Origin of the sequence: Streptomyces sp. NPDC057623 (assembly GCF_042800355.1) — a bacterium.
In the GTDB taxonomy this organism is placed as follows: Bacteria; Actinomycetota; Actinomycetes; order Streptomycetales; family Streptomycetaceae; genus Streptomyces.
The window spans coordinates 1-19,944 of the sequence record NZ_JBHVGZ010000064.1; the positions used below are offsets into that span (position 1 = coordinate 1).

Genomic DNA, 19,944 nt, shown 5'->3' on the forward strand with positions numbered 1-19,944 from the left:
CATCGGGGTGCGGCGGGCGTCGGCGACCACTACCGCCTCGCCTTACAACGCGGCGTACCGGGTGACCTCGGCGGTCAGCGCGCCGGTGTCGCCGCTCTCGGCGGCCTGCGCGGCCAGCCCCGCGAAGCGGTCCAGGTCGGCGGTGCGGGCCGCGACGAGCTGTTCGGTGCGCTGGGTGGCGGTGACGACCAGCAGCGGGACGGCGAAACCGGCCACCGCGAGCACGGCGAAGGCCAGGACGACGGTCAACACCCGAGTACGCATGAGAGGGCCCTCGCCTGCTCAGCCGCCGAACCGGTAGCCGAAGCCGCGGATCGTGGTCAGCACCTCGGGACGGCCGATCTTGGCCCGCAGCTGGGTGAGATGGACGTCGAGCGAGCGGGACACCGCCAGGTAGGCGTCGCCCCACACCTCGTCCATCAGCTGCTGGCGGCTGACCGCCGTACCGGCCCTGGCCGCCAGCGCGGCGAGGACCGCGAACTCCTTGGCGGTCAGCCGCACCTCGGCACCACCGACCGTCACCCGGCGCGCGTCGAGGTCGACCTCGACGTCCTCGGCGCGCACCGTACGCGGCGCCGGGGCGGCGACCGTCGCGGCGCGGCGGGTGACGGCCTCGATCCGGGCCAGCAGCTCGGCCAGCCGTACCGGCTTGACGAGATAGTCGTCGGCGCCCAGCCGCAGCCCCCGCACCACCGACCGCTCGTCGCCCCGCGCGGTGAGCACCACCACCGGAAGACCGCTCACCGCCCGCAGCTTGCGCAGCACCTCCAGGCCGTCGAGATCGGGCAGCCCGAGGTCGAGCAGGAGCAGGTCGGCCTGCCGGTGGCGGACCAGGACCTCCTCGCCGCGCCGTACGCGGGTGGGCAGATGACCGTGCTCGTACAGGGCCTCGGTGAGGGCGTCGGCCACCCCGTCGTCATCCTCGGCCAGCAGCACGCGCACGGTCGCCTCCCTTCCTTCAGTGATCGCGGTTCTCGGTCTCCAGCGGCGATCCGTCGGACGTCTCGCGCATCCGAATGTAGACGAGCAGCGAAATCAGGACGCAGGCGGTGACGTAGTAGAAGTACCAGCTCTCGTGACCGGCGTTCTTGAACCAGAGCGCCACGTACTCGGCCGTCCCGCCGAACACGGCCACGGTCAGGGCATAGGGCAGGCCGACGCCCAGCGCCCGGATCGAGGTCGGGAACAGCTCCGCCTTCACCACCGCGCTGATCGAGGTGTACAGGGAGCTGACCGCCAGCGGCCCGACCATGAGCAGGAACGCGTACACGGGATCGCTGGTGTGCGACAGCAGCGTGAGCGAGGGCACCACGACCACGGCGCCCAGCACGCCGAACGCGATCAGCATCGGACGGCGCCCCACCCGGTCGGACAGCAGCCCCATGACCGGCTGGAGCAGCACGAACACCAGCAGCGCGAAGAAGTTGATCCAGGCCGCCGTCGGCTTGGCGATACCGCTGGTGTTGACCATGAACTTCTGCAGATACGTGGTGTACGTGTAGAAGAACAGCGTGCCGCCCATGGTCAGCCCGACCACGACCAGGCACTGCCGGGGGTACGACAGCAGCATCCGCAGACTGCCGCGCGCCGGGCCACCGCTCTTGCCGTCGTCTCCCTCGGCCGCCGCACGCTCGAAGCTCTCCGACTCGTCCATGCCGCGCCGCAGCCACAGCACGACGATCGCCCCCGCCGCACCGACGACGAACGCGACTCGCCAGCCCCACGCCTCCATCTGCGCGGCGCTGAGCACCTGCTGGAGGACGATCTGCAGGCCGAGCGCGGTCAGCTGGCCGGCGATGAGCGTGACGTACTGGAAGCTGGAGTAGTAACCGCGCCGGCCGGGCGAGGCCACCTCCGACATGTAGGTGGCCGACGTCGAGTACTCACCACCGACCGACAGGCCCTGCAGCAGCCGCGCGGCCACCAGCAGCACCGGCGCGGCGACCCCGATCGAGCCGTACGACGGGGTCAGCGCGACGATCAGCGAACCGGCCGCCATGAGCGTCACCGACAGCGTCAGCGCCGAGCGCCGGCCATGGCGGTCGGCGTAGCGGCCGAGGACCCAGCCGCCGATCGGGCGCATCAGGAAGCCGACGGCGAACACCGCGGCGGTGTTCAGCAGCTGTGCGGTCTGGTCGCCGGACGGAAAGAACGCGGCGGCGAAGTACACGCTGAACGCGGTGTACGCGTACCAGTCGTACCACTCGATGAGATTGCCGATCGATCCGCGCACGATGTTGCTGACGACCCGGCGCTCACCGCGGCGCGACTCCTGCGCGCTCGCGGGCGTGGTCTGTGTGGCCATCGAAAACTCCCTTGTCTGCGGTCCGGAAGCACACAGGGTCGACGGCGCGAGAGGCCCGTTCAACAGGGTGAGCGAATCCCTAACAGTCCCTTAGGGCTGAGGTGCTGGAGGCCGGCGTGGGGGAGCGGCGACATCCCCGGTAAGAGGGGCACTCACCCACCCGTGCGACGATCACCCCCGTGAACTCCCAGTCCAGCCCGCCTTCGGGCATATCCCCCACGGACTCCGCCGCCGACGCACCCGTCGCCCCCGCCGCCAAGTCCCCTGGTTTCGTCGCCGAGTTCAAGGACGCCGTGACGCTCCGGGCGTTCGGGCTCGTGCTCGGCGGACTGCTCGTCCAGCTCGCCTTCGTCGTCTCCTACGTCGGTGCCTTCCACTCGCCCACGCCGCACCGCATCCCGGTCGCGGTGGCCGCCCGCAGCAGGCGTCCGCGAAGATCGTCGACCAGCTCAACGCCCTCGACGGCAACCCGGTCGAGGCCACGGCCGTCTCCAGCAGCGGCGCCGCCCGCGAACGGGTCCTCACGAGGAAGGCCGACGCCGCCTTCCTCTTCGACGCGACCGGCACCAAGGACACCCTGCTGGTCGCCTCGGCCGGCGGACCGTCGGTGTCGCAGACCGCCACGCAGATCGCCCAGAAGATCGAGGCCGCACAGAAACGCCAGATCACCGTCACCGACATCCGCGCACCCCACTCCGGCGACGGGCGCGGCATGACGTCTGTCTACCTCGTGCTGGGCTGGGTGATCGGCGGCTACCTCACCGCGACGATCATGGGCATGGCCGCCGGTTCCAGGCCCGCCAACCGGCACCGCACCCTCATCCGGCTCGCCGTCCTCGTGCCGTACGCGCTCGTGTCGGGCCTCGCCGGAGCGGTGATCGTGGGCCCGGTGTTCGACGCGCTCGGCGGCCATTTCTGGTCCCTGACCGGTATCGGCACCCTCGTCGTCCTCGCCTCGGCGGCGACCGCGCTCGCCCTGCAGACCCTGCTGGGCCTGCTGGGCACCGGAGTCGTCGTCCTCCTCTTCGTCGTGCTGGGCAACCCCAGCTCCGGCGGCGTGTACCCGGCGCCGCTGCTCCCGTCCTTCTGGAGCGCGATCGGCCAGGCCCTGCCCCCGGGCGCGGGCACCACCCTCGTCCGCAACACCGTGTACTTCTCGGGCAACGCCACCACGTCGGCCCTCTGGGTGCTCGGCGCCTACGCGGCAGGCGGTGCGCTGCTCGCCTGGGCGGCTTCCTGGTGGCGTGAACGCCGGACCGCCGAGCTCTGACACGGCGGGCGGAGCGCCGGGTCCGGAGCGTGTGGTCCCCAAGGACCCCGCGCGGGCTCGGCCCTCCCTCTCCGGCACGTTGACAGGTATCTGCCGACATGCTGCTATAAGCGCTGCTCAGCAGGCCTGCGTCGCCTCGCAGGCCGCTCGGGCACCCGGAACCGACGGCCGCCCGACCGGGGCGGCGCCCAGAGCCCAGAGCGAGGACCCATGCCGCAGCGTGCCGCGACCATCGTCGGCGGCGGGATCGGCGGCCTCGCGGCGGCCGTCGCCCTGCACCGCCGGGGCTGGCGCGTCGAGGTGCTGGAACGCGCCCCGGAATTCACCGAGATCGGTGCCGGCATCTCCCTGTGGCCGAACGCGCTCCACGCCCTGGAGGCGCTCGGCCTGGCCGACCCCGTCCTGGCACTCGGCGCCGCCGAGGCCGCCGGCGGGGTACGCGACCGGCGGGGCCGCTGGCTGTCCCGCACGGACAACGCGGAACTGACGCGCCGGTTCGGCCACCCCCTGGTGGTCCTGCACCGCGCGGACCTGTTGCGGGCGCTCACCGAGGCGCTGCCCGCCGACAGCCTCCTGCCCGGCAGCGAGGTCTCCGCTGTCCACGACGACGGCCGCTCTGTCGTCGTCGAACACCGTGGGGGCGAGTCCCGGGCCGACCTCGTGATCGGCGCCGACGGCCTGCGCAGCGTGGTCCGCCGTGCCCTGTGGCCCACCGCGGCGGGCCCCCGGTACGCCGGTTACACCGCCTGGCGCATGGTCACCGAGCCGCTCGCCGCCCCGCCCGCCGAAGGCGCCGCGACCTGGGGCCGCGGCGAGAGGTTCGGCTACACGGCGTTGCCGGGCGGGCGGATGTACTGCTTCGCGACCGCGTCCCTGCCGGCGGGAACGGCCTCCGGGTCGAGCGAGTACGCCGAACTGCTGCGCCGCTTCGGGGCCTGGCCGGATCCCGTCCCCGCCCTGCTGGCCGCCGTCCCCGCGGACGCGGTGCTCCGACACGACCTGTACGACCTGCCGCCGCTGCCCTCCTTCGCCCGCGGCCGCGTCGCGCTGCTGGGTGACGCGGCCCATGCGATGACCCCCAATCTGGGCCAGGGCGCGTGCCAGGCGCTGGAGGACGCGGTCACCCTCGCCCACTGCCTCGACGGCACCCCGGACGTCACCGCCGCGCTCCACTCGTACGACCTGCTGCGCCGCCCGAGGACCCGGGCCGTCGCCCGTCGCTCCGCCCGGCTCGGCACGATCGGGCAGCTGTCGTGGCCGCCCGCGGTGCTGCTGCGCGACACGGCGGCCCGGCTGACGCCGACGCGGGCGACCCTGCGGTCCATGGCGCCGGTCCTCGGCTGGACCCCGCCCGCGGCCGAGGTGACCCGGTGACCACCACACGGAGCGAGAACCACTGATGCCGGACTGGACGTACCACCCGCTGCGCGGCGCGGCCGCCGCCGTCCTCGGCGAGCGCCGGTCGCAGCGCACCGCACTGCGGCTCCTGGCCTCGATCGGGTCCCGGCCCGCCGGCGCACGGCTGATCGCCCGGGGCTTCGGCCACCGCCATCCGCCGCGGCGGCTCGCCGGTGACCTGGCCACCGGCCGAGGGCCCGGCGTGCCCGTGACCGTCCGCCTGGGCATCACCGTCCCGCCCACGCTCGCCCGCGACACGGTCCGCGCCATGCCCCCGCTAGGGGCCGGCGTCGTCGAGGTGTCGCCTGTCTCGGCCGCTGACGTGGAGACCGTGCGGGACGCCGCAGCCGGACGTTCGATCCCCGTGGTCGTCCGCGCCTGCGACGCGGAGGCCGAGGACGCGCTCAGGCCCCATGTCGACGGGTTCACCAGCGGCGACGACCCGCACGTGGTCCGCGTGTCCGACCCCTCGGTCACCGCCGCGGCGGCCGCGATCGAGCAGCCGGACACCGTCGTACTCGCCAGGCCCGACGTGCTGGTCGCCGCCGGACCCGGCTGGTTCGCACGGGTCACCGAGGCCGCCACACCCACAGATCCCGCTCCGGGCCCGCGGGACCTCGGCCGCGATCCCCGCCGCTGGCCCGCCTGGTGGTGGGCGCTGCTCGTCGGGCTCGGCATGACGGGCGCCGGACTCGGCGCCGCCCTGATCACACTCGGGCCGGTACTGCTCTGGTACGACCGCGACTACCTCGGCATGACCCTGCACGAACTGCACGCCGCCAACCACCACCTCGTGCACTTCCTCCAGCACGACCGGATCACCATGGCCGGCACCATGGTGGCGATCGGCGCCCTCTACACCGGCCTCGCCGTGGGCGGCGTCAGACGCGGCTGGCCCTGGGCGCGCGAGGTATACCTGGTCTCCGGGGCGATCGGCTTCCCCACCCTGTTCTACTTCCTGGCCACCGGCTTCGTGGAACCCCTGCACACGGCCACCGCAATCGTGCTGTTCCCGATGTTCCTGGCCGCGGTCCGCCGGACCCCGCACACAGCGCGGTGGCGTCCGGTAACCGAGGGGCCGGAGGCGGAGCGGCGGCGGGCACTGGTCGGCCAACTGCTGCTGATCGTCACCGGAGCGGGGCTGTTCGTCGGCGGGGCGGTGATCTCGGTCGTCGGCCTGACCGGTGTCTTCGTACCCACCGACCTGACCTTCCTGGGCGTCGACGCACCGACGCTCGAAGCCGTGAACCCCCGGCTCGTGCCCTTCGTCGCCCACGACCGCGCCGGGTTCGGCGGCGCGCTGATGTCCGCCGCGGCGGCGATCACCCTGCTCAGTGCCTGGGGCTGGCGGCGGGGTGAGAGCTGGGTGTTCTGGACGCTGGCCGTCGCGGCGGCCGCGGGCTTCCTCCCGGCAGTGGTGGTGCACGGCGTGATCCACTACACGGACTTCGTCCACCTCGCGCCGGTCTACTTCGGCATCGCCCTGACCGGTACCGGCCTGTCGCTCGCGCGTCCCTACCTGTGTGCCAAGGTGTCGACGGAGCGGACGGACTGACACCGCCGCGCCACGCGGCCGAGGGGAGAGGGATGTGGCCCGGACGAGACGAGGAACTGCCGCACGACACGGACCTTCGCGCACGGTTGCGGCACGTCTACTGGATCGGCGGCGGGAGCGGCGCGGGCAAGTCGACGATCGCCCGGAGGCTCGCGGACCGCCACGGGTGCCGTCTCTACGCGACCGACGACGTGATGGGCGACCACGCCCGACGCACCACGCGCCAGGAGGCCCCCTTCCTGCACGAGTTCATGGCCATGGACATGGACGAGCGATGGGTGAACCGGTCGCCGGAGCTCATGCTGGAGACGTTCCACTGGTTCCGGGGCGAGGGCTTCGGCCTGATCGTCGAGGACCTCCTGCGCCTGCCGCCGGAGCCGTGCGTCATCGTCGAGGGCTTCCGGCTGCTGCCGCACCTCGTACAGCCGCTGCTCGCCGCCCCCGAACACGCCGTCTGGCTCCTGCCCACACCCGACTTCCGCCAGGCCGCCTTCCGCGGTCGCGCCGTACCGGGCAAGGGGTTCGTCCGCAACACCAGCGACCCCGCGGCGGCCGCCCGTAACCTTGCCGAACGCGATCAGATGTTCACGAGACGCCTTCGGGCGGAAACCGAGCGTCTCCGACTGCCCGTACTCAAGGTCGACACCACGACGACGGAGGACGCTCTCGCCGAACGGGTGACCGCGTTGTTCCGGCTCATGCGAAGGGAACGGCATCCATGACCGAATGGCAGCTGACCAGGACGTTCTCCAGCACATCCGGTGACGTGCGCTGGGACCGGCTGGGATCCGGGGCCGGTCTGCGGCCCGTCGTCCTGCTGCACGGCACGCCGTTCTCCTCCTTCGTCTGGCGCGCCGTCGCCCGTTCGCTCGCACGTGACCGTCAGGTGTTCGTCTGGGACATGCCCGGCTACGGGCTGTCGGAGAAGTCCGCGGACCAGGACGTGTCCCTGGCCGCCCAGGGCCGGATCTTCGCCGAGCTGCTGAGCCACTGGGGGCTGGACGAACCGCTCGTGGTCGCCCACGACTTCGGCGGCGCCGTCGCGCTGCGGGCGCATCTGCTGCACGGCGCCCGCTACCGGGCCCTCGCTCTGGTCGACCCGGTGGCGCTGGCACCGTGGGGGTCCCCGTTCTTCCGGCTCGTCCGCGAGAACGCCGAGGTCTTCGAGCAGCTGCCGCCCCCGCTGCACCAAGCCCTCGTCCGTGAATACGTCACCTCCGCCAGCAGTCCGGGCCTGCACCCCGCGGTCCTCGACCGGCTCGTCGAGCCCTGGCTCGGCGACCCCGGCCAGGCGGCCTTCTACCGGCAGATCGCCCAGGCCGACCAGCGCTACACCGACGAGGTCCAGGGCCGGTACGCCGAGATCGCCGTCCCCACGCTGATCTGCTGGGGCCGGAACGACACCTGGATTCCCCCGGAGAAGGGACGGGAGCTCGCCGCCCTGATCCCGCAGGCCCGGTTGGAGCCGATCGCCCACGCGGGCCACCTCGTCCAGGAGGACGCCCCCGCGGAACTGACGGCCGTTCTCCTCGATTTCCTCCAACGGCAGCACTGACCAGGCGGGTTGCCGATCCGCGCTCAGGCTTCGAGGCGTTCCGTGTACGCCTCGGTCGGAGGAGCCGGAGTGGGACTCGTCATGCCCACCGACCAGAACCCCGCGGTGCCGGGCACGGATGTCACGTCGTTGAGGTACGGCGCCGGTGCCGCGTCGGCCGGACCGCGAACGACGGTCCAGGTGTCGCCGTCGCGACGCAGGTACGTACCGCGGGTCTGGTCCCGGTAGTTCCAGCCGGAGATCCATGCGGCCCTGCCCTGTGCGTCGCCCGCGATGCCGCTCAACGACCCGACGGTGAAGCCCGCTTCCACCCGCGTCCAGGCCGTGCCGTCCCAGTGGCTCAGGACGGGGTTGCCGGGGCGGCCGGGAGGGCCGCCGATGCCCGCCTCGGTGCCCACCGCCCATACGTCGTCCGGCCCGGCGGCGTGGAGATCGGCGATGCCCAGACGCAGGCCCGCGATCGGGGGCAGGACCGTCCACGCGCCGTCCCAGCGGGCCACCAGACCGGACCATCCGCCGCCGTTCGACTGGTCACCGCCGACCCAGACCTCGCCGGGCGAGCGCACCACGACCCGGTACGGATTCGCGCTCGCGACGGGGAGCGGGTCCAGCCAGCGCCACACCTCCCCGCCCCCGTCGCCGTACAGCAGACCGGCGGCGCCGCCCCGGCTGCCGCAGATCCACACTTGCCGGTCGGAGCCCACCGCCACCGCGTTCAGTCGGACGTCCTGCTCGCCCGCGCCCGGGAACGTGGCCTCGCGCCAGGTGGTTCCGTCCCAGCGTAGCAGCGCGCTGCCGGTCCCCGCGGGCTGGCCGACACTCCACGCGGCGGTGGCGCAGGTTCCGGCGACGTCCGTCAACCGGGTGTGACTCAGATGCGACAGGTCGGTCTTCGTCCAGGCGCTGCCGTTCCACAGCATGGCCAGCCCCCGGCCCGGCGACGACCCGGCGCGGCCCTCCTCGCCCACGGCCCACGCCAGCCGAGGTCCGGCGGCACCGATACGGCGCAGCTGCGCGGCCGGAGTGCTGCCGGGGGCCGGCACGGCCTGCCAGCCCTGCGCGAGGGGTCTGGGCGCCTCGGCCCGTGCCGGAGCCGGGCCGAGCGCGAGCCCCGAGAGCGTGCCGATCGTCCCTGCCACGAATCGCCTTCGTCTCACTGCTGAATCCCTCCCGATGGATAGGGCGGATGGGCGGTGGCGCACAGAGGAGGAACCACCGTGAACCAGCGAACCGCGGAGGTCTAGATACGTGCGTGACAAAGCAAGCGGCGCCGCCGCAGGGGGAGTTGGTGCCCCGGCCGCGTCAGTGTCTGCGGCCACCGCGCAGTTCGAGCCGCTCTCCGGGGAACCGCTCGCGGAAGCCGCGGTCGTGGGAGACCGCGACCACCGCTCCCGGGTAGGCCGCGAGCGCCGTCTCCAGGTCCTCGACGAGGTCGAGCGCGATGTGGTTCGTCGGCTCGTCGAGCACGAGAAGGTCCGCGGGCAGGGTCACCAGGGTCGCGATCTGAAGCCGGCGCTGCTGTCCCGCGGACAGCGCCGCGACCGGGACGTGCAGGTCCTCCTCCCGGAACAGGCCCAGTGCCAGGAGCTGTTCGGCGTACTCCTCCGGCAGCCCGGGACGGCCGGCCGCGAAGGCGGCGAGCAGCGGGAGCCGCGTGGAGCGGGCGGGCAGCTCCTGTGCCAGGTATCCGATCAGGGCGGGGCGGCGTACCGCGCCCGCGTCGGGTACCAGGTCGCCCGCCAGAACCCGCAGCAGCGTCGTCTTGCCCGCCCCGTTCTCGCCCGTGACCAGCAGCCGCTGCCCGGCCGCGATCGCCAGCCGTCCGTCCAGACGCAGTCGCTCGCCGACCGCTACGCCGTCGAGTTCGGCGAGCGGGTGCTCGGTGTCGTGCCCGTTGGCAGCGGCCGGCGGCGTGGCCGCGAACCGTAGCGGTTCCGGTGGCGCCGGCACCGGATGGCGCCGCAGGCCGGCCAGCCGCTCCCGGGCCGCCCGTACCTGCCCGCCGAGCTTCGCCTCGTGCGCGCGACGGTGCTTGCCGAAGCCCTGGCGGGGGTCCTTGCCGGTGCCGGCGAGCCGCTTCCCGGCGGCCTCGACCAGTTCCTCGGTACGGGCCACCTCCTCCAGCCAGTCCGCGTACTCCTGCTCGGCGCGGCGCCGGGCGGCGGCCTTCGCGGTGCGGTAACCGGCCCAGCCGTCGCCGTACCGGTGGACCGCGCGCGCGTTTCTGTCCACTTCGAGGATCGTCGTGGCGATGTTCTCCAGAAAGCCGCGGTCGTGGGTGACCGCGACGACGGTGCCGCGGTGCGCGCGCAGTTGCTCCTCCAGCCAGCGCACCGCCGTCGCGTCGAGGTGGTTCGTCGGCTCGTCGAGCAGCAGCAGTTCGGGGGCGGCGGCCAGCACGCAGGCGAGGGCCAGCCGTGACTGCTCGCCGCCGGAGAGCGAGCCGAGCACGCGGTCACGGGTGACTTGGGTGAGGCCGAGACCGTGCATGGCGGCGTCGACGCGGGCGTCCGCCTGGTATCCGCCGCGCTCCTCGTATGCGATCAACAGCTCGCCGTACGCGGCGAGTTCGTCCTGCGACGCCTCGCCGAGCCGTTCCTCCGCCGTCCGTAGCCGGCGTTCCATGGCGCGCAGTTCGGTCAGGGCGAGGTCGATCGCGTCCCGCACGGTGCAGTCCGGGTCGAGGTCGAGGGTCTGGGCGAGGTGGCCGGTGCCACCGGGGAAGCTGACGGTGATCTCCCCGGCGTCCGGCGCCTCGGCCGCGGCCAGCAGTCGCAGCAGGGTGGACTTGCCGGAGCCGTTCTCGCCGATGACGGCGGCCTTCTCGCCCGGGCGGACGGTGAAGGAGACCTGGTCGAGGACGATCCGGGTGCCGTAGGACTTGGTGACGTCTTTGACGGACAGTTGCGCCACGACAGGGGGCGCGGCGGTGCGGGCGCGTTCGCGCATGGGACTTTCCCTGGAGATGTGAGGTGTCTACGGGTAGCAGAAACGGCGGCGTCGGCCGTGCCCGGACTCAGAGAAAGTAGAAGAAGGCCATACGCCCACCATAGCAAGACGAGTCGTCTCGTCTCCAGTCGTTTGCCGTGATTCTTGAGCGCGGCCGAGGATGACCCCGGCGCGTTTGGCCGATCTGCGGCTTGTGTTCCGCCACTCCGACCCTTCACAACTTCCACTTAGGTTAGGCTAACCTTTGGCTCGTGCAAGCAGGTGAAGAGACCTCCGCGGCGGTGAGTCCCCGCGGTCATGAGCTGTCCGCCACGGGCGTCACCGTGGCATACGAGGGCGTTGACGTCGTACACGACGCGTCGGTGACGCTGCGGCCGGGTGCGGTGACCGTGCTGGTGGGGCCGAACGGCAGCGGGAAGTCGACGCTGCTGCGTACCATCGCACGGTTGCAGCGGCCCAGGACCGCCACGCTCGTCATCGACGACACCGACGCTCTGGCGCTGACCCCGCGTGAGTTCTCGCGCCGCGTGGCCCTGCTGACGCAGGGACGCCCCACGCCCAGCGGGCTGACCGTGCGGGACGTCGTCGAGTTCGGCCGCTACCCGTACCGGGGCCGCTGGGGCCGGGCGGACCCGGACGGCCCGGCCGCCGTGGAGCGCGCGCTCGCCATGACGGGCGTCGCCGAACTCGCCGAGCGGGGCGCCGAACACCTCTCCGGCGGACAGCTCCAGCGCGTGTGGCTCGCCGGCTGTCTCGCTCAGGAGACCGGTGTGCTGCTCCTCGACGAGCCGACGACCTACCTCGACCTGCGCTACCAGATCGAACTCCTCGACCTGATACGCGACTTGGCGGACGACCACGGGATCGCCGTGGGCGCCGTCCTGCACGACCTCGACCAGGCCGCGGCCCTCGCCGACCGGATCGTGCTCCTCCACGAGGGACGGATCGTCGCCGACGGCCTCCCCGACGACGTACTGACGGCCGAACGGCTGACCGACGTCTACGGCATCCGCATCGAGGTCGGCACCGACCCCCTGACGGGCCGGCCGCGCACCCGCGCGATCGGCCGACACCACTCGCGAAGCGAAAGGCTCACCACACCCTCATGAGACGCCTGATGATGACCGCGGCGGCCGCCACCGCCGCGGCGCTCGCCCTGACCGCCTGCGGTACGACCGAGCCCGCCGCCGACGGCGACGGCGCCAAGAAGGCCGGCGAGGCCCTCACCCTCACCGACGCCTCCGGCAAGAAGGTCGAACTCGACGGGCCGGCCAAGAAGGTCGTCGGAACCGAGTGGCACGAGGTCGAGCTCCTGATATCGCTGGGCGTGGACCCGGTCGGCGTCGCCGACGTCAAGGGCTACAAGACCTGGGACCAGGCGGTCCCGCTGAAGAACGAGCCGAAGGACATCGGCACCCGCGGCGAGCCCAGCATGGACACCATCGCCGCCCTGGCGCCGGACCTCATCGTCGCCAGCACCGACCTGCCGCCGGCCGCCGTGAAGCAGCTCCGCGAGGTCGCCCCGGTCCTGGAGGTGCGGTCCGCCGACGCCGCCGACCCGATCGGACAGATGACGAAGAACCTCGACCTCATCGCCGAGGCCACCGGCACCGGCGAGCGGGCGCAGGAGCTCAAGGACGCGTTCGACGCGAAGGCCACCGAGGGCAGGAAGGCCCTCGCGGACGCCGGGCTCGCCGGCGCGGAACTCGCCTTCGCCGACGGCTACGACATCTCCAACCAGGTCTCCATCCGGCCGTTCACCAGCGGTTCCCTCATCGGCGCGGTCAACGAGCGGCTCGGCCTGAAGAACGCCTGGACGGTCAAGGGCGACAAGGACTACGGGCTAGGCACCACCGACGTCGAGGGCCTCACCAAGCTCGGCGACGACGTTCGGTTCGCGTACATCGGCAACGACGAGGACAAGAGCAGCACCCCCTGGACCGACGCGCTGGCCAAGGACAAGGTGTGGACGTCGCTGCCGTTCGTGAAGAAGGGCAACGTCCACCGACTGCCCGACGGCATCTGGATGTTCGGCGGCCAGGAGTCGATGGGGGCGTACATCGACGCCCTCGTCAAGGAGCTGACGAAGTAACACCATGGCCGTCACCGCGACCACTCCCGCCCCCACCCGTCCGCCCGCGGCCACGTCCCGGACCGGCGCGGCCGCGGTGACGGCCGCCCTCGTCCTGCTCGTCACGGCCCTCGCGGTCGTCGACATCACGCAGGGCACGGCCGCCGTCGGCGCCGACGAGGTGTTCAAGGCGCTCACCGGCCGGGCCGAACCGGCCGACGCCTCCGTCGTCATCGCCTCCCGGCTGCCGAGAACGACCGCAGGACTCCTCGTCGGCGCCCTGCTCGGGATCGCCGGCAGCGCCCTCCAGGCGGTCAGCCGCAACGTGCTCGCCGCGCCCGACACCCTCGCCGTGAACGCGGGCTCCTATCTGGCCCTCGGCCTGGTCGCCGTCACCGGTGCCTCGCTGCCGTTCCTGGCCTCCTCCGGCGTCGCGTTCGCCGGGGGCCTCGCGGCGGCGGCCGTCGTGCTCGGCCTGTCCGGCCTGGGCACGGGCACCGTCCGGCTCGTCCTGGCCGGCAGCGCCCTCGCCCTCGGCCTCACCGCCGTGACCGAGGGCCTCCTGCTGCTCTTCCCCCAGGAGACCCAGGGCCTCTACCGGTGGAACCAGGGCAGCATCGCCCAGAACGGCTTCGACGGCGTACTCCAGATCGCACCCCTGGGCGCCGCCGGCCTCCTCGGCCTGCTGCTGGTCGCCCGACGCGTGGACGCCCTGGCCCTCGGCGACGACGCCGCCCGCGGGCTCGGCGTCCCCGTACGCGCCACCCGGGTCACGGCGGTCGTCCTGGCCGCACTGCTCTCCGCGGCGGCCGTCACCCTCGCAGGACCGATCGGCTTCGTCGGCCTGTGCGCGCCCGCCCTGGTCCGACCCCTCGCCCGCAGGTTCCGCGGGTTCGCCCGCTCCGGGGTGAGCCTCCCGGTCGCGGGCCTGACCGGTGCGGCCCTGGTCCTCGGCTCGGACGTGCTCCTGCGGACCCTCGTACCGACGGACCTGACGGTCGCCGTGCCGACGGGCGTCGTCACCAGCCTGGTCGGCGCCGTGTTCCTGATCGTGATGGCCACGCGGCTCAAGGACACGGCCGGGGCGGCCGCCCCCGACCGGCTCCGCATCCGAAGCCGGGCCGTCTTCGTGACCACCACGGCCGTCCTGGTGGCGGTGCTCGTCGGTGTCACGATCGCCGCCGTACTGCTCGGCGACAGCAAGCTGCTCCTTGGCGACGTCATGAACTGGGCGCAGGGCAGGGCGGGTCGGACCGTCGGGTTCGTCCTCGACACCCGGGTGCCCCGGGTTCTCGCGGCGCTCCTCGCGGGGGCCGCACTGGCCCTGGCCGGCACCCTCGTCCAGGCGGTGACCCGCAACCCGCTCGCGGAGCCCGGTGTCCTGGGCGTCTCCGGGGGAGCCGCGCTCGGCGCCGTGCTCCTGGTGACGACCGCGCCCCTGGCCGGATCGTGGAGCGTGGCGGGCGCGGCGTTCGCGGGCGCGGCGGTGAGCTCCCTCATCGTCTTCGGGCTCGCCGCACGGGGCGGCTTCCAGCAGAACCGGCTGGTCCTCGTCGGCATGGGCGTGGCCACCGGCACCACGGCCCTCGTCAGCCTGATGATCGTCCTCACCGACCCGTTCAACGCGGCGAAGGCCCTCACCTGGCTCTCCGGCTCCACCTACGGGCGGGCCCTGTCCGACACGGCACCGCCGGCACTCGTCCTCGCGGTCGGCGTCGCCGTCGCGGTCCTGCGACGCGCGGAACTCGACCTCCTGTCGCTCGACGAGGACACCCCGCGGCTGCTCGGGCTCAGCCTCGCCCGTGGACGCCTCGGCTTCCTCGTCCTGAGCGTTCTGCTCAGCGCCACCGCCGTCGCCGCCGCGGGCACGATCGGCTTCGTGGGCCTTGTCGCCCCGCACGCGGCCCGGGCGCTCGTGGGCCGTCAGCACGCCCGGGTGATCCCGGTCTCCGTAGTCCTCGGCGCCGTACTCGTCTGCACCGCGGACCTGTTGGGCCGCACCGTGATCGCACCCGCCCAACTCGGCGCCGGGCTGATGACCGCGGTGATCGGAACGCCGTACTTCCTCCATCTGCTGGTACGCAGCCGCCGGTAGCTCCCCGGCGCCTCAGCCCTCCCTCGGCTGCCGAAGATCCTTCTCCAGCAGCGTGAAGGACTTCGGCGCCCCGCCCGGCTGCGGCTTGCCCTCCTTGCGGCCGACGACGCGGTAACCGGCCTGCCGGTAGTAGGCGTTGAGCGGTTCGTTCCCGGCCAGGCAGTCCAGGCGTACACAGACCCGCCCCGCCGCCGCCACGCGGCGTTCCACGGCGCCCAGCAGCAGCCGCCCCGTGCCCGGCGCCGCGACGCTCCGGTCCACCATGAGCCGGTGGACGTACCCGGCCACAGGCGGCTGCGGACCCCAGGCGGCCTCGTCCTGCCACCACAGCTCCCAGGCGCCGGCGATGTCCCCACCGGTCTCCGCGAGCCAGACCTCGCCGTGCGTCATGACCCGGCCGAAGTGGTCCTCGTCCAGTTCCCCCGGCCGCCACTGCCCCGTGATGCCGCGAGCCAGCATCCAGCGTGCCGCGTCGTCGCGCAGGCGCACGAGAGCAGCCAGATCGGCCTCAGCAGCCGGGCGAACCCGCAGATCCTTCACCCGCAGATCCTTCACCGCAGAACCTTCCCCCGTAGATCATTCACCCGGGGATCCTCACACACCCGTCCGAAGACGGTCCCCGTCAGACCCCCGGCACGACGTCGGCGGAGTCCGTGACCCCGCCGTGGTGCCGGCTCATCGGCACCACCATCGGCGTCCCGCTCACCGGGTCCTCGCCCACCACGCACCGCAACCCGAAGACCTCCCGCACCATCGCGGCGGTCACCACCTCGGACGGTGTGCCCTCGCCCACGACGCGGCCCGCCTTCATGGCGACGATGTGATCGGCGTACCGGCAGGCCTGGTTGAGGTCGTGCAGCACCATCACGACGGTCCGGCCCTGCTGCCGGTTCAGATCGGTGATCAGGTCGAGGACGTCGATCTGATGGGCCAGGTCGAGGTATGTCGTCGGCTCGTCCAGCAGCATCACCGGCGTACCCTGCGCGACCGCCATGGCGATCCAGGCGCGCTGCCGCTGACCGCCGGAGAGTTCGTCGACGGCCCGGTCGGCGAGGTCGTCCATGGAGGTCGCCCGCAGTGCGTCCCGCACAGCCTGCTCGTCGGCGGAAGACCACTGCCGCCACCACGTCTGGTGCGGTGAACGGCCGCGCCCCACCAGGTCGATGACGGTCAGCCCCTCGGGTGCGACCGGCGCCTGCGGCAGGATGCCGAGCCGCTGCGCGAGGGCCCGGGTGGGGACGGAGTGGATGGACCGTCCGTCGAGGTGGACGCTCCCGCCCTCGGGACGCAGCAGCCGGGCCAGCGCCCGTAGCAACGTCGACTTGCCGCAGGCGTTCGCGCCGACGATCACCGTGATCCGGCCGGACGGCACCGCCAGGTCGAGGTCCTCGACGACGACCCGCTCGTCGTACGCCAGGCGCAGGCCCTCGGCGCGCAGGTCGGGACCGTCGCCGGACCCCGCGTACGTCGTCCCGTACTTCGATGACACCTCTTCAGCCTCCTGAACCGGCGCGGTTCGCGCGCACGAGCAGCCACAGCAGGACGGGAGCGCCGAGCACCCCCGTGACGATCCCCACCGGAAGTTCGGTGTCCGGGACGAGTTCGCGCGCGGCCAGATCGGATACGAGCACCATCACGGCGCCGGTCAGCCCGGCGGCCACCGGTGGCGGGAACGAGGTGCCCGCCAGACGCTGGGCGACCTGCGGGGCGGCGAGCGCCACGAACGCGACCGGCCCGGCGGTGGCCGTCCCGAACGCCACCAGCCCGACGGAGACGAGCAGCACGGCCACCCGCACGGTCCGCACGCGCGTGCCCAGGCCCCGGGCGACGTCGTCCCCCAACTCCAGGGTCCGCATCAGCCGCCCCAGCAGCAGAGCCACCGGCAGCAGCACGGCGAGGGCGATGGCGAGCGGACCGATCTGCTGCCAGGTACGGCCGTTGAGGTTGCCGACCAGCCAGCCCAGCGCCGCCTGGGCCTGGAAGCGCTGGCCGCGGGCCATGAGGTAGTCGGTGACGCTGGTGCAGATCCAGGCGACGCCCACACCGACCAGGACGATCCGGTAGCCGGAGGTGCCGCGCTTCCAGGCCAGGACGTACACGAGCAGGGCCGCGGTCAGCGCGCCGAGCAGTCCGAGCGCCTGGGTGCCCAGGCCCGCGTCCCAGCCGAGAACGAGGCCGGCGACCACGGCGGTCCCGGCGCCCTGGGTGATGCCCATCATGTCGGGGCTGGCCAGCGGATTGTGCGTCATGGCCTGGAGCAGGGCGCCGGAGACGCCGAACGCGATGCCGACGAGCAGCCCGGCCAGGGAACGCGGCAGGCGCAGTTCGCGGACGATGAGCTCGGTGCCGGGATCGCCCGCGCCGGCCACGGCGCGCAGCACGTCGGTGAGGGGGAGCGGGAGGTCCCCCACGGACGTCTCCACACAGAACGCCAGGAAGGCGAGGGCGGCGAGCACCAGGCACACGGCCACCAGCCGGGGCCGCAGGACCCCGGAAACGGGCGGCACGGCGATCCTGAAGGCGACCCGGCCGGCGGTCATGGGCTCACCGCCGCGCGAGAGGGCGTCCGGCATGGCTCACAGCTCCGCGAGTCGGCGCCGGCGGACCAGCGCGATGAAGAACGGGCCGCCGAGGAAGGCGACCAGGATGCCGGCCTGGATCTCCGTCGGCCGGGCGATCAGGCGCCCCGCGATGTCGGCGGCCAGCAGCAGACAAGGGGCCAGTACGGCCGACAGGGGCAGCAGCAGGCGGTGGTCCGGGCCGATTCCGGCCCACTGGGCCAGGACGCGGGCGATGTGCGGCACGACCAGCCCGACGAAGACGACCGGCCCGATGACGGCGACGGCCCCGCCGGTGAGCAGGGTCACGGCCGCCACGCCCTGGACGCGGACCAGCCCGAGCCTGAGGCCGAGGGACCTGGCGATGTCGTCGCCGAGCGCGAGGCTGTTGAGGGCGGGAGCGCAGGCCAGCGCGAGGAGGGCACCGACGGCGAGGAACGGCAGCACCCGCCGCACCACTTCCTCGTTCTGACCGGCCAACGAGCCCGCGGACCAGAAGCGGTAGCGATTGAGGGCGTCGGGGTCGGTCAGGGCGACCGCGCTGGTCAGGGAGAACAGCAGGGAGGTCACGGCCACACCGGCCAGGGCCAGTTTGACCGGCGTCGTACCCGACCGCCCGAGCCCGCCCAGGAAGTAGACCAGGACACTCGCGGCCAGCGCCCCCGCGAACGCGAACCAGATGTAGCCGTACACGGAGCCGACGCCGAGCACACCGACCGAGGCGACGACCGCGAAGGCCGCGCCCGCGCTGACGCCCAGGATGCCCGGGTCCGCGAGCGGGTTGCGGGTCAGCGCCTGCATCAGAGCCCCCGACAGGCCCAGCGCGGCCCCGGTGGCGAGGCCGAGGGCGGTGCGCGGCAGCCGTACGGACCAGATCACGTTGTCGATACGGGAGTCGGGCGCGTCCCCGAGCAGGGTGTGCCAGACCTGGTCGAGGGGAACGCCGAGCGCGCCGAACGCCATCGACAGGGCGCACAGCGTGAGGAGCGCCGTCCCGCAGAACGCGACCAGGAGTACCGCGCGAGCGCGCCTCACCGCCCCGACCGCCTTGGTCTCCACATCAACTTCCTTGTCGCCGTGCCTTGTTCAGGTCCGGTCCGAGTCCCTTGTCTGTCATCAGGGAGCGGGCTGCTCCACCTTCGTGTCCGTCTTGCCGTCGACGGCCGCGGTCAGCTGCGGGACCAGCCGGTCGAGCACGTACGGCAGGCTGAGCGCGGAGATGAAGGAGGTGGCGTTGCCGTAGTCGCTCGACTCGTCGACGAAGACCTCGCGGCCCTCCCCGACGACCCCCAGGTCCTTGTACGAGGCGTCCTTGTGCAGCTTGTCGGCATCCTCGGCCACGTCGGCGACGATCCACACGGCGGCGTCCTGGTCCAGCAGATCGGTGCGCTCCTTGCTGATGTTGGCGCCGAAGCGGTCCCCGATGGCCCGGTCCAGGTCCTCGGGCAGGGAGAAGCCGAGCTCGGTCAGGAGCCGTGAGCGCGGGTCCTGGCTGCCGAAGACGAACATGCCCTCGTACGGGGTGGCCATCACCGCGCTCGCTCCCTTGAAGTCGGGGTGCGCCTCGGCCGCGGCCTTGATCCTGCCCTCCGTGTCCTCGACGACCTTCGTGGCTTCCGCCGGCTTGCCGAGGGCCCGGCCGACCTTCTCGGTCAACTCCTGCCACGGGATGCCGTAGTCGTTGTACTCCTTCGGCTGGGCGACGACCGGCGCGAACTTGGACAGTGACGCGTACTGGTCCTTGGTGAGCCCGCCGTACAGCGCGAGGATCAGGTCCGGCCGGAGCGCGGCGATCTTCTCCACCTGCGGGCCGGTTCCGGTGTCCGTCAGCACGGTCGGTGCCTCGGCTCCGCCCAGCTTGTCCTCGGCCCAGGGGCCGACGGCACCCTGGTAGCCGCCCAGCCACTCGGTGGTGCCGACCGGGACCTGGCCGAGCGCGAGGACCGCGTCCTGGTCGGTGAGGCCGACGGTGACGATCCGCTTCGGCTCGGACCTGATCGTCGTACTGCCGTACTTGTGGGCGATCGTGACCGGGAAGGCGGACCCCCCGGAGGCGGTCGCCTCCGCCCCGGCGCCCGAGGTGCCCGCGTTCGCGCCGTCACCGCCGCAGGCCGTGGCGGCGGTGAGGAGCAGGAGGGCGGAGGCGAGCGCGGCGGCCGGACGTGGTGCTCGGCGGGAGCGGAACATC

General features: G+C 72.8%; 18 protein-coding genes. 8 read left to right on the plus strand and 10 right to left on the minus strand.

Annotated elements, in window-relative coordinates:
* Window positions 1–42: 42 nt before the first annotated feature.
* The 3 genes from ACFU95_RS39825 to ACFU95_RS39835 are packed head-to-tail and all read right to left on the minus strand — an operon-like array spanning window position 43 to window position 2,305.
* The gene (locus tag ACFU95_RS39825; protein WP_383838941.1) at window positions 43–264 is read right to left on the minus strand and encodes a hypothetical protein; all 222 of its coding nucleotides are present in this window, start codon (window positions 262–264) and stop codon (window positions 43–45) included.
* Window positions 265–282: 18 nt separating this feature from the next.
* The gene (locus ACFU95_RS39830; protein WP_383838944.1) at window positions 283–942 is read right to left on the minus strand and encodes a response regulator transcription factor; all 660 of its coding nucleotides are present in this window, start codon (window positions 940–942) and stop codon (window positions 283–285) included.
* Window positions 943–958: 16 nt separating this feature from the next.
* A complete protein-coding gene (locus tag ACFU95_RS39835; RefSeq protein ID WP_383838947.1) occupies window positions 959–2,305 on the minus strand; it encodes an MFS transporter in 1,347 nt (448 codons plus the stop codon).
* A gap of 607 nt (window positions 2,306–2,912) precedes the next feature.
* Here ACFU95_RS39835 and ACFU95_RS39840 point away from each other — a divergent pair.
* The 5 genes from ACFU95_RS39840 (at window position 2,913) to ACFU95_RS39860 (ending at window position 8,083) form a co-directional block, all read left to right on the plus strand.
* On the plus strand, window positions 2,913–3,575 hold the full coding sequence (locus tag ACFU95_RS39840; protein ID WP_383838950.1) for a hypothetical protein: 663 nt from the start codon (window positions 2,913–2,915) through the stop codon (window positions 3,573–3,575).
* A 210-nt stretch (window positions 3,576–3,785) separates the two neighbouring features.
* Window positions 3,786–4,949 (plus strand): FAD-dependent monooxygenase, encoded by a 1,164-nt coding sequence (locus ACFU95_RS39845; protein WP_383838953.1) that lies wholly within the window; start codon window positions 3,786–3,788, stop codon window positions 4,947–4,949.
* A gap of 25 nt (window positions 4,950–4,974) precedes the next feature.
* Complete coding sequence (locus ACFU95_RS39850; protein ID WP_383838956.1) at window positions 4,975–6,528, plus strand: hypothetical protein; 1,554 nt, start codon at window positions 4,975–4,977, stop codon at window positions 6,526–6,528.
* 32 nt (window positions 6,529–6,560) lie between these two features.
* The gene (locus ACFU95_RS39855; protein WP_383838959.1) at window positions 6,561–7,250 is read left to right on the plus strand and encodes a hypothetical protein; all 690 of its coding nucleotides are present in this window, start codon (window positions 6,561–6,563) and stop codon (window positions 7,248–7,250) included.
* Window positions 7,247–8,083: an alpha/beta fold hydrolase gene (locus ACFU95_RS39860; RefSeq protein WP_383838962.1), complete on the plus strand. Its 837-nt coding sequence runs from the start codon at window positions 7,247–7,249 to the stop codon at window positions 8,081–8,083. Before ACFU95_RS39855 ends, ACFU95_RS39860 begins: the two co-directional genes overlap by 4 nt.
* 23 nt (window positions 8,084–8,106) lie before the next feature.
* On the opposite strand, the gene ACFU95_RS39865 is transcribed toward ACFU95_RS39860, so the two are convergent.
* Both ACFU95_RS39865 and abc-f read right to left on the minus strand, forming a co-directional pair.
* Window positions 8,107–9,222: a hypothetical protein gene (locus tag ACFU95_RS39865; protein ID WP_383838965.1), complete on the minus strand. Its 1,116-nt coding sequence runs from the start codon at window positions 9,220–9,222 to the stop codon at window positions 8,107–8,109.
* Window positions 9,223–9,385: 163 nt separating this feature from the next.
* Window positions 9,386–11,032 carry a ribosomal protection-like ABC-F family protein gene (gene abc-f / locus ACFU95_RS39870; RefSeq protein ID WP_383838968.1) on the minus strand — a complete coding sequence of 549 codons (1,647 nt, stop codon included), beginning with the start codon at window positions 11,030–11,032 and terminating at the stop codon, window positions 9,386–9,388.
* A 251-nt stretch (window positions 11,033–11,283) separates the two neighbouring features.
* Between abc-f and ACFU95_RS39875 the strand changes: the two genes are divergently transcribed.
* The 3 genes from ACFU95_RS39875 to ACFU95_RS39885 are packed head-to-tail and all read left to right on the plus strand — an operon-like array spanning window position 11,284 to window position 15,198.
* On the plus strand, window positions 11,284–12,141 hold the full coding sequence (locus tag ACFU95_RS39875) for an ABC transporter ATP-binding protein (protein ID WP_383838971.1): 858 nt from the start codon (window positions 11,284–11,286) through the stop codon (window positions 12,139–12,141).
* A complete protein-coding gene (locus ACFU95_RS39880; protein ID WP_383838974.1) occupies window positions 12,138–13,124 on the plus strand; it encodes an iron-siderophore ABC transporter substrate-binding protein in 987 nt (328 codons plus the stop codon). Before ACFU95_RS39875 ends, ACFU95_RS39880 begins: the two co-directional genes overlap by 4 nt.
* Before the next feature lie 4 nt (window positions 13,125–13,128).
* Entirely contained in the window at window positions 13,129–15,198 is a 2,070-nt protein-coding gene (locus ACFU95_RS39885) for an iron ABC transporter permease (protein WP_383838977.1), read from the plus strand.
* Between the two features lie 12 nt (window positions 15,199–15,210).
* On the opposite strand, the gene ACFU95_RS39890 is transcribed toward ACFU95_RS39885, so the two are convergent.
* From ACFU95_RS39890 to ACFU95_RS39910, 5 genes are all read right to left on the minus strand, one after another.
* Window positions 15,211–15,753: a GNAT family N-acetyltransferase gene (locus ACFU95_RS39890; protein WP_383838980.1), complete on the minus strand. Its 543-nt coding sequence runs from the start codon at window positions 15,751–15,753 to the stop codon at window positions 15,211–15,213.
* Between the two features lie 67 nt (window positions 15,754–15,820).
* Window positions 15,821–16,687, minus strand: coding sequence for an ABC transporter ATP-binding protein (locus ACFU95_RS39895; RefSeq protein ID WP_383838983.1), 867 nt, complete (start codon window positions 16,685–16,687; stop codon window positions 15,821–15,823).
* 4 nt (window positions 16,688–16,691) lie between these two features.
* Window positions 16,692–17,771 (minus strand): FecCD family ABC transporter permease, encoded by a 1,080-nt coding sequence (locus ACFU95_RS39900; protein WP_383838985.1) that lies wholly within the window; start codon window positions 17,769–17,771, stop codon window positions 16,692–16,694.
* Window positions 17,772–17,774: 3 nt separating this feature from the next.
* Window positions 17,775–18,791 carry a FecCD family ABC transporter permease gene (locus ACFU95_RS39905; protein WP_383839079.1) on the minus strand — a complete coding sequence of 339 codons (1,017 nt, stop codon included), beginning with the start codon at window positions 18,789–18,791 and terminating at the stop codon, window positions 17,775–17,777.
* Between the two features lie 81 nt (window positions 18,792–18,872).
* Window positions 18,873–19,943, minus strand: coding sequence for an iron-siderophore ABC transporter substrate-binding protein (locus tag ACFU95_RS39910; RefSeq protein WP_383838988.1), 1,071 nt, complete (start codon window positions 19,941–19,943; stop codon window positions 18,873–18,875).
* Window position 19,944 lies beyond the last annotated feature (1 nt).